The organism is Methanobrevibacter sp. (assembly GCF_045611865.1).
In the GTDB taxonomy this organism is placed as follows: domain Archaea; phylum Methanobacteriota; class Methanobacteria; order Methanobacteriales; family Methanobacteriaceae; genus Methanocatella.
Window position 1 is genome coordinate 1 of the sequence record NZ_JAZKXX010000013.1, and the last position, 10,274, is coordinate 10,274.

Genomic DNA, 10,274 nt, shown 5'->3' on the forward strand with positions numbered 1-10,274 from the left:
CTCAGCTGGTTAGAGCGCACGGCTCATAGGGTAATAAAGCAGTGCTCTGACTTATTCCTGGGATACCGTGAGATCGCGGGTTCGAATCCCGCCCCCGGCATCCTAATCCCAGGAATTTTCCATCTAAACTATTTTTTAAATGACCTTTTTTTAAGAAAACATAATAATTTTATACTTCTTTTTTGAAATATATCACTGTAAAAGAGAGGCCTATTAAATGATATACAACACACTTGGAAATACCAATCTTGAAGTGTCCAGACTAGGTTTTGGAGCTATGAGATTACCGACAAAAAGTAACAATGCAGATATTGATGAAGAAGAAGCATCTAAAATGCTTGAATATGGAATTGAAAATGGAATTAACTTAATTGATACAGCATATCCTTACCACAGTGAAGGACTTGACGGTAATGGTAACAGTGAAAAATTCATTGGTGAATTTCTAAATGAAAATAGTTTGAGAGATGAGATAATTCTTTCAACAAAGTCTCCTTCTTGGTTAATGGAAAAAAAATCTGATTTTGACTATTATCTCGACATACAACTTGAAAAATTACAGACAGATTACATTGATATCTATATGCTCCATGCATTAACCGAAACCGATTGGAACAAAGTTTACAATTTAGATGTTCTGGACTTTTTAGATGACTGTTTAGCTAGCGGTAAGGTTAAACATGTTGGATTTTCCTCACATACTGAAATTGATTATTTAATTGAGATTTTGGATGAATATCCAAAATGGGAAGTTGTCTTAACCCAAATGAACTATCTTGATGAATACTACCAATCAGGCATAATGGGCCTTAATTATCTAAAAGAATTGAATGTCGGCAGTATGATAATGGAACCTTTAAGGGGAGGAAGATTGGTTCAAAATATTCCGCAAGAAATCCAGGAATTATGGGATATGGCCGAAGTAAAAAGAACTCCTGTTGAATGGGCCTTCCAATATTTATGGAACCGGGATGACGTCGATTGTGTTTTAAGTGGTATGACCAGTCTCGAACAGGTAAAAGAGAATATCAGAATTGCTTCAAAAACCGACATTATCAGCGAAAATGATCAGGAATTGATAAGGGAAGTTGCAAGAACCTATAGGACTTTTCTTGGAAATAACTGTACAAGATGCGGTTATTGTATGCCTTGCCCTCATGGAGTGGATATCGTCAACTGTTTAACCGAATATAACATTGCACACATGATGGGAGATCCTAAAGCTAGTGCAATGCAGTATTTCACTTTAATTGATGATGATTCAAGAGCAGATAGCTGTGTTGACTGCAAAGAATGTTTACCGTTTTGTACTCAAATGATTGATATTCCTGAAGAACTTCAAAAAGTTTATGAATACTTCGGCAGTGAGTTTGACCACTTCTGAAATTTTTAGGTTCATTATTACAACACAAACTTTAAACAATAAATCAATTTTACATTCATTTTTTATATTAATTTGAACAAATTATCATTGAAATTTAAAATCAATAGTAAAATTTGCATCAAATAAAATAAAACTTAAACATTAATATATTAAAACCAACAGAATACAACTATCTAACTATTTTTGCAAAACCTTTATATACAAAGAGATGGAAATATATTTCCAAGGTAGGAAGATACTTTCCGACTACTTTTTATAAAATCAATATTACTTAAATATTGGAGCTTGATTGTATGAGCGATATTAATGAAGAAAAAATGCAAAATGTAATAGAACAAATGAAAGAGGATAACATTAAATTTATCCGTCTACAATTTGTCGACATAAACGGTACTGTAAAAAACATCGTAATTCCATTCAATGCGGAAGACATGCCTGAATTATTTAATGAAGGAATGTTATTCGACGGATCATCCATTGCTGGATTTGTTGGAATTAACGAAAGTGACCTTGTATTAAAACCTGATATAAATACCTATTCTAGATTATCTTGGAGACCAGAAGAATCTGCAGTATGTAGATTTATTTGTGATGTATGGACTCCTGAACATGAACCATTTGTTGGTGACCCTAGAAGCGTATTAAAAAAATCCTTAGCAAAAATCGCAAAAATGGGATTACAATACAACATCGGTCCAGAACCAGAATTCTTTATTGTAGACATTGATGAAAATGGATACCCAATGCCATACGATGAAGCTACTTACTTTGATGTAGAACCATTAGACAAAGGACCTGATTTCAGAAGAGAATTAACCTTAAACTTAGAAGAATTAGACTTTGAAGTTGAAGCTTCCCACCACGAAGTGGCTCCTGGTCAAAACGAAATTGCATTCAAATTTAAAGACGCATTAAAAACTGCAGATGCTGTAATTACATTCAAACAAGCTATTAAAGCTATTGTAGATAACATGGCTACTTTTGACCAAATGGATTACAGAGTAACCTTTATGCCAAAACCTTTCTTTGGTGTAAACGGTAGTGGAATGCACTGTCACCAATCCATATTTAAAGGTGACAAAAACCTATTCTCAGATCCAAACTCAGAAACCGGTCTTTCAAAAGATGCTCTTTACTTTATGGGAGGATTGTTAAAACACGCTCCTGCATTAACCGCTATTACTAACCCAATTGTAAACTCTTACAAACGTTTAGTACCAGGTTACGAAGCACCAGTTTACAGAGCATACGGTCTTAAAAACAGATCTGCTTTAATCAGAGTTCCAGCAGCTCGTGGAAAAGCTACACGTATCGAATACAGAGCACCTGACCCAGCATGTAACCCATACTTAGCATTTGCTGTAATGTTAGAAGCAGGTATTGACGGTATTCAAAATAAAATTGATCCTGGTGAACCAACCGAAATCAACATTTATCAATTAACCGAAGAAGAAAGAGAAGCAATGGGAATCAAAGTTTTACCATCCAGTTTATGGGAAGCTTACCACTCCCTTGAGGAAGACCCATTAATACTTGGAGCTTTAGGAGACCACATTTCACAAAAATTCTTAGAGCTCAAATATCAAGAATGGGACGAATACCGTGTTCAAGTATTTGGATACGAACAAAGAAAATATTTAGATATCTAATCTAAATATTACTTTTTTTATTTTTTAAGTTGGAGTTAATTTATGTCAGAATCTGAACATAGAATGATAGAGATTTTAAGAATCTTGAATGAACAAGATAAACCCACCGGTTCTAAATTAATAGCCGATGAACTAAAAAACAAAGGTTTCAATTTAGGTGAACGTGCGGTAAGATATCACATGCAGATTTTAGATGAGAAAGGTTATACTGAAAGGATGGGTTATTCTGGAAGACAGATTACAAATCTTGGTCGTGAAAAATTAGAAAAAGGATTAATCTATGATCAAGTCGACTTCATTTATTCAAAATTTGAAGAAATGATTTATTTAACTGACTTCAACTATATCACACAAGAAGGAAATGTAGTTGTCAATACTTCAACTATTTATAACGAAGAATCGATTAATATACTTAAAGATATCATTGGAAGTGGGCTTTCTGTCAGTCCTTACGTTAATTTAAATAGGGTTGGAAGCAATGACGAAATTGAAGTCACAACCTTATGCGGAACAACAATCGATGGGATACTGCTTAATGAAGGAATACCATCACAACCACAATATGGAGGACTTCTAAAAATCGAGGATTCACAACCAATTAAATTTACAGAACTGATTTCTTACAAAAAAACATCCCTAACTCCTCTCGATGCATTTTCTTCCTCTGGATTAACCTCCATTCATGACGTGGTGAATAGCGGTAACGGTATTATACCTGCCAATTTCAGATTAATTCCAGGAATTGGAAGACAAAAAGCTGTAGAAATTATCAGCAAACTTGAAAAAATAGGAATTGGTGGCGTAATAGCTATTTCTGAAGAAGGAAAAGACATTTTAGGAATTCCTGTTCCAGACGGAATGGTTGGAATATCAATTGTAGGTGGAATTACACCATTTTGTGCTGTTCAGGAAGAAAATCAACCTATTGACATAAAAATAGCTGAAGAAATTAGGGATTTTAAAACTTTATCACCACTAACATCAAATGTAAAGCATTCCCTAAAAGAAGTAGAACATGATATTCAACCTAAAATACCATTTTTACTTTCAAAAACATGGAATTTAATCCAACAGGTTAATTTTGATGTTGAAAAGAGAAAAGGAGACATCATCTCAAATGTTTCATATATTAATAGGGATGATTTAGATTCTTCTTTGGAAATAATGGAAGAGACATACAATAATAATCCAAAATACATAAATCCATACTACAAATTAATTGACCATCCAACCGATGAAGATAAAGTTGGTATTGCAACAATCTGTAGTTTAAGTATTGATGGAATATTAATAGACAACGGAATTATGAGTAATCCAAAATACGGAGGATTGCTTGAGCTTACCGAACCTCCATTATTTATTGATTTGATTTCTTATAACGGTTCCACAGAAGATCCACATAAAATATTTTTAGCTAAAAATATGACCTCAATAACTAGAAATATAGGACCTAGTAAAATTTTAGCCAGTTTTAAGGAAATTCCATACATATCTAGAGATTATAGTGTTTATCTTTTAGATATATTAAACAATATTGGATTTTCAATTTATAAAATTGGAAAACCAAGAGAACTAGCTTACAATGCAAAAGCAGATAATTATAATTTTGGTGTTGTAACTGGTAGTGGTCTAAACTCAATGGGTGCAATAAAAGAAAAAGGCATTGATGTTGAAGTTAAAGCTATCGAAAAATTATTGCCTTTTGAAAATATGGATAGACTGTAATTAGATTACACTAACTTCCACATCTTCTCCATTTTTTGGATAATGAATAAACTCAATTATATCTTCTTCGACTTCATAAACATCAATTTCAATAGTAGCACCCAACGCACTTTCATCAAGTGAAAGTAATAATTTAAAGCCAGGTTTTCCGAAATATTCTGAAAAATCGACATTTAAGACTTCACCTTCAGCAAAAATACGATTATATGAAATTTCTAGTTTATCATGAATTTTTACATTTTCTTTTAAGTAGGATACAGCTTCTTTTGTAGTTAACTCTAAATTTTTCATGATACTCATCCTCCTAATTAAAGATATATTTAATAATATATAAATGTTTGTCATGAAACGAACAAAATAAATTTTTAATAAAAAAAAGAATTTTAAATGAGTTCGATAATTATTTCTTTGCCCTCATGGATGTGGCGCATTTCTAATAAATCGTCACCAATTTCTTTTAAATCAATTTCTATAGATTGATTTAATATCTCTCCGGTTAACTGCAATCCAATTCTAAGACCTTCACCGGTTACTTCATCTTCTTCAGTTATCCCCAATACTTCACCCGGAGCAAAAATACGATTATATGAAACTTCTAAAATATCATTAACATGAACATTATTTCTAACATATTCAACTGCTTCATCAAGTGTCATCTGAATTTCTTCTACCATACTATCTACCAAAAAATCAAATAAAAAAAGAAAAGAGAAAGGAATTATAAATTCCTGTATTCTCTGATTGAAGTATATTCGTCGTCTAATTCGCCGTAAGTAGCTAATTTTTCTTTGTTAGCTTCAGCACCTAAGTAAAGATTACCTTTACCGTTGAGACCAATATCTCCAGTGTAATGAATATATTTACCTTTGAAAGTAACTCCATCAACTTCAGGATCGACTACAACACCGTCGAGAACAAATCCTTCGAGTAATCTTCCAAGGAATCCATGGATAACAATGTTACCGTTTTTCATTTGTCCACCAGGCCAACGGTTTACGTCACCGTCGATTTCAATGAGACCTTTGGTCATGTGAATACCAGCTAAGATATCACAGTTACCTTTAACGTGGATTTTACCACCGGTTAAACATTCACCACATTGTTTTCCAGCGTTACCTCCGACAACAATTTGTCCTCCAGTCATACCTCTCCATTCACCAATGTAAGAAGCACCAGTGAATTCTTTGGTATTACCTTCGATTTCAAGGTATCCGCCAGACATTTCTCTTCCAGCGTGAGCAGCTGCATCCCCTTTAACGAGAATGGATCCACCGGACATTTCAGCACCAACGTGTAAATCTACACTGCTGTTACATACGATGTTTCCACCGCTCATTTTACAACCGATGTATTTTACTCTGTTTAAATCACCGTTGAGAATCATTTCTACTTCATCAGGCCCATTAGCTTCTCCTTCTACAGTAATTTCGAAGAAGTCAGTAATTGGGAATCTTGAATTTCCAATAGGAACTTGATATCTTGCGAAATCAGCTTCAGTCCATGAGTAAATTTCATCAGGAATTAATTCATCGAATTCTAAAGCGATTGAAGAAGTTTTGATTTGATCAAATGTTATTGTTTTCAAATTAAACACCCCTATTTACCATCAACGTCTATTCTTATTGGGTTAGATACATAGTGGTCGTGTACTGGATAGTTTTCCCATTTAACTGAGTAGTATTGGGTGAAGAACGGCATAATGTTGTCGATAACTTTTTGTTCTTGTTGTTCCCATCCTTTTACGTTAACCCATACGTTTTGACTTTCTTTAACTTTTACAATTTCTTTATCTTTTACTAAGATTTGACCATCTTTAATAGTGTATTCAGCAACATTGAAACCTTCTTCAATTGCATCAGCTTGTTTAGATGGGTCAATTTCATTAGGATTTATGTCATATACTGCAATGTCTGCTCTGTAACCAGGAGTGAGTGCACCTTTATCGGTGAATCCGTAGATTTTAGCTGGAGCAGCTCTTGTAATAGTTGCAATATCGTAGAAATCGTATTCTCTTTCAAGAGTTGGGAGAAGAGTTCTTTTGTTAACCCATTTGTGAACTTCGTTTTCACACATGTCTTGTCTTTTCTCATTACTCATCAACCAGGAGATAATTCTAGGATATCTAGTGAATGGTCCTGCGTTAGGGTGGTCAGTAGTTAAACATACTCTCCATGGATCTTCAATTAACAAGAATAATTCAAGACCGATAGCCCATTGTAAAGTGCTAACAGGACTTCTTTTGGAGTAAATACAAGGAATGATACCTGCTGCAGTTTCACATTCAATATCTTTGTTGGTCCATTTTAAACCAGATAATTTGAATAAGTCATATTCCATAGGAGCATCTGCAGTCATGGTAGTAGTTTCATCGAAAGTTACTTGACCAATATCACAAGTTATGTTATCTTTCTTGTTGAAATGTTTAGCGACTTCTTCAGCACCGGAAGTTACATCTTTCCAACTGTTACCTAAGTAAGAGTGGAATTGTAAGTGAGTCATGTGCATAACTTGGTCTCTGACTTCAGCTGCACCTTTACCTTTTTTAATACCATCCATAGCATCCATGGTTTCTAAGGTTGTAGGTACGTTACCTGGGTGTCCTAAGTCGTTAGGGTGAATGTGAATAGAGTGAGGTAAGTTTAACATTTCGTTAGCTTTTGCTAAAGCAATAACAACTTCTTTGGAAGTTACATCGAAGTATGGTGCTTTATCATTGAAACCATGTACGTTCATACCCCATCCCCATGCTTCACTTCCACATGGGTTTACGATTTTTACACCGTAACCTTTGGAGATTTTTAACCATGCTGCAATAAATGCTGCAATGTCTTCAATATTATTATCTTTTGCATATTCCATTACAAACCAGTTGTTACCGAATAATGGTAAAGCTGGAATATCTAATTGTGGAATAGTTGCAATTTCTTCGTGAGTGTGTTTTGCTTCAAGAGGAGGCATAGCTGCTTCAACAACAGTACCATAACCTAATCTTGAGTATCTGTAACCGGTTGCAGGACAACTTGGGATAGAGAATCCAGATTCTGATCTTAATACTTTAGTTTTTTGAGTAACACCTCTCCTGGAATCTTCAGGCCTATATAATCTTCCTACTACTAATTTAGGACCTGCAACGTGTGCGTGAGGGTCAATACCTGCTGGCATGACTATTTTATCGGTAACGTCTAAGACTTTAGCATCGGATGAAACGCTTTCTACGATTTTACCATCTTTAAACATAACGTCCATCTTTTCCCCATTGACTTCATTAGCTGGGTCGTAGACAATACCATTTTTAAGAATATATTCCATTATATCACCTTTAGAGTGCGTTTGGATTTGGCACATATTTTGGAGCTACGTTTGGCTCTTCTCTGAGTTTCATTACTCTTTCTTTCAATTCACGGACAATCCATTCGTCATCACGACAGGTTTCTGGTTTGTCGATTGCTTTTTTCATGTAGATAGGAACTCCATCCATACGATAACTGGTACCAGCACATTCTACAGCAATGAATGAACCTGGTAATACTACATCAGCCAATTCAGTGGAAGGACCCCAGTGAATATCGATTTGAATAACAGGAATATTAGCTAAGTGTTGGTTTGCTCCGTTAGGGAAGTGAGCACCTGGGTCAGCTGCAATAACCATGAAACAGTCAGGTTCTTTTCTAACTAATAAATCGATAGTGTTGGTTTCACCCATCATATATCTTGGGTAACCTCTACAGTAGTCAACACCGAAAGCGAATCCACATTCAAATGCCATGAAAATGTTAAATCCGTTTACGTTAAAGTGTCCTCTCATTGGAGTAAGACCCCATTTACTGTATTTGTTTAAGTCTTGTACCATTTTAATTGCAATATCAATGTTTCTTTGTTTTGATAAAGTGTGGGTTAAACCTAAACCGAAGAAGAGAACACCGAATTCAGCATTTTTCATTTCTTCTGCTAATTCATAAATATCTTCTTTAGGAATTCCAGAAATTACGTCTTGGTATAATTCTTTTCCTCTGAGAACTGCTCTAATAGCATTGTAGAAACCGTAGTCTCCGTTTTGTTCGAATCCAATCCATTTGTCAGAACATTTTGCAGTGTCTGAGAATTTTGGATCCATAGTAACAACAGTTCTGTCGAATCTTCCTCTTTGTCTGAAGTATCCACGACAGAATACAGCGTATCTTGCCATGTGTCTTGGGTGAGAGTTCATAGCGTTACTTCCAGAGTAAACAATCATGTCTGCTCTGTTTTGAACTTCCCCTAAAGTTTGAATAGGGTAACCTGCGTTTTGCACAGCTTGTAATGAAGGACCGTGACAGATAGTTGCTTGGTTATCTAATACTGCACCAATATATTCACCTAAAGCTACTCCTTCTTTCATACATTCAGTAGAAGTTTCAGACCAACCGTAAAATACTGGTCTTACAGAGTTAGCGATATATTCAGCAGCTTTATCTAAAGCAGTATCCCAATCCACTTCTTTGAGTTCTCCATTTTCATCCCTAATCATTGGAACAATTAATCTTTGATCCATATCTTCCATAATTTTACTTGCACCTAATCTGCATGCGTGTCTTACAGCAACAACATGATTGTTTTTAACCAAATAATCTAAGTCGTCACAGTTACAACCACAAAATGCACAGGTACAATTTTCAACAATGTAATCGTAATCAGTTACAGGTGGTTCATAAGTCATGGTCAATCAACTCCTCCCATTTACGTCCATGATAAACAGGTCTTTCACCTAAAGAATCCATGTTTTCAACAACATCGTTATCTTCTTCATCAACGTATTTTTTGTATACCCATCTCATTAAGTCAGCCATGAGTAATACTTTTCTATCAGTTTTTTCTACAGTACAACGAATACCTTTGTAAGTAGGGTCAGAACAACAGTAAGTGTCGTGGCTTACAATAGTGTTAGCCCATGGACCTTTACAAATGAATACTGTACCTTCGTGAGGTGCATCTCTTGATACTGCACAGTTTACTACTACTTCACCGAAGTCAGTTTTAACAAGTACTGTATCCCAGTTGTTTACACCTAATTTTGCCATATCCCTAGGATCCATGTAACAAGTACCAGAAGCGTTTTTGTATTCTTGTTTTAAGGTAGATCCTCTTTTCTTACAAGCACCTTGGTAAATGTCAGATCCGGTGTTTAACATACATTTTAAAACATCGGTAGTTCCTTCACCAGTAATTTTTACATCAGGCACTACAGGTTTTTCTAAATAAGTATTAGCATAATGCATATTTTAATCCCCCTATTCTAACCATATAGCATTTACTGGGCAAAACATTTGACATGTTCCACACTTTTCACATTTTTCCGGACTGAAAAGTTTAATAAAACCGTTTTCTACCATCATAACAACTTCTTCAGTCTTTGCACCATTACCACCAGCATTTTCAGGACTGATAGCTGCATTTACAGGACAAGCAATTACACAAATCCCGCATCCTAAACAATTATCTTGATTAACTTTAAGTTCCATATAATCACCTAGTCTTTA

The 10,274-nt window shown here is 34.9% G+C and carries 10 protein-coding genes; 3 read left to right on the top strand and 7 right to left on the bottom strand.

The annotated features are described in order from the left end of the window. The first annotated feature begins 217 nt into the window (after positions 1-217). From ACKI32_RS01270 to ACKI32_RS01280, 3 genes are all read left to right on the top strand, one after another. Positions 218-1,384 carry an aldo/keto reductase gene (locus ACKI32_RS01270; RefSeq protein WP_407412866.1) on the top strand — a complete coding sequence of 389 codons (1,167 nt, stop codon included), beginning with the start codon at positions 218-220 and terminating at the stop codon, positions 1,382-1,384. A 293-nt stretch (positions 1,385-1,677) separates the two neighbouring features. Next, entirely contained in the window at positions 1,678-3,033 is a 1,356-nt protein-coding gene (glnA, locus tag ACKI32_RS01275) for a type I glutamate--ammonia ligase (protein WP_407412867.1), read from the top strand. A 42-nt stretch (positions 3,034-3,075) separates the two neighbouring features. Then, on the top strand, positions 3,076-4,758 hold the full coding sequence (locus ACKI32_RS01280) for an NrpR regulatory domain-containing protein (RefSeq protein ID WP_407412868.1): 1,683 nt from the start codon (positions 3,076-3,078) through the stop codon (positions 4,756-4,758). Here the strand turns inward: ACKI32_RS01280 and ACKI32_RS01285 are convergent, their stop codons facing one another. The 7 genes from ACKI32_RS01285 to ACKI32_RS01315 all read right to left on the bottom strand — a co-directional run bounded on the left by ACKI32_RS01285 (position 4,759) and on the right by ACKI32_RS01315 (position 10,256). After that, positions 4,759-5,049 (bottom strand): DUF2097 domain-containing protein, encoded by a 291-nt coding sequence (locus tag ACKI32_RS01285; RefSeq protein ID WP_407412869.1) that lies wholly within the window; start codon positions 5,047-5,049, stop codon positions 4,759-4,761. It abuts the gene before it with no gap. A gap of 92 nt (positions 5,050-5,141) precedes the next feature. Beyond that, on the bottom strand, positions 5,142-5,432 hold the full coding sequence (locus ACKI32_RS01290) for a DUF2097 domain-containing protein (protein WP_407412870.1): 291 nt from the start codon (positions 5,430-5,432) through the stop codon (positions 5,142-5,144). Between the two features lie 44 nt (positions 5,433-5,476). After that, complete coding sequence (locus ACKI32_RS01295; RefSeq protein ID WP_407412871.1) at positions 5,477-6,352, bottom strand: formylmethanofuran dehydrogenase subunit C; 876 nt, start codon at positions 6,350-6,352, stop codon at positions 5,477-5,479. A 2-nt stretch (positions 6,353-6,354) separates the two neighbouring features. Then, complete coding sequence (locus ACKI32_RS01300; protein ID WP_407412874.1) at positions 6,355-8,070, bottom strand: formylmethanofuran dehydrogenase subunit A; 1,716 nt, start codon at positions 8,068-8,070, stop codon at positions 6,355-6,357. A 7-nt stretch (positions 8,071-8,077) separates the two neighbouring features. After that, on the bottom strand, positions 8,078-9,454 hold the full coding sequence (locus tag ACKI32_RS01305) for a formylmethanofuran dehydrogenase subunit B (protein ID WP_407412872.1): 1,377 nt from the start codon (positions 9,452-9,454) through the stop codon (positions 8,078-8,080). Then, positions 9,444-10,013 (bottom strand): molybdopterin dinucleotide binding domain-containing protein, encoded by a 570-nt coding sequence (locus tag ACKI32_RS01310; RefSeq protein ID WP_407412873.1) that lies wholly within the window; start codon positions 10,011-10,013, stop codon positions 9,444-9,446. The genes ACKI32_RS01305 and ACKI32_RS01310 overlap by 11 nt, the downstream gene beginning before the upstream one ends. 12 nt (positions 10,014-10,025) lie before the next feature. Further along, positions 10,026-10,256, bottom strand: coding sequence for a 4Fe-4S binding protein (locus tag ACKI32_RS01315; RefSeq protein ID WP_297828338.1), 231 nt, complete (start codon positions 10,254-10,256; stop codon positions 10,026-10,028). Between the last annotated feature and the right edge of the window lie 18 nt (positions 10,257-10,274).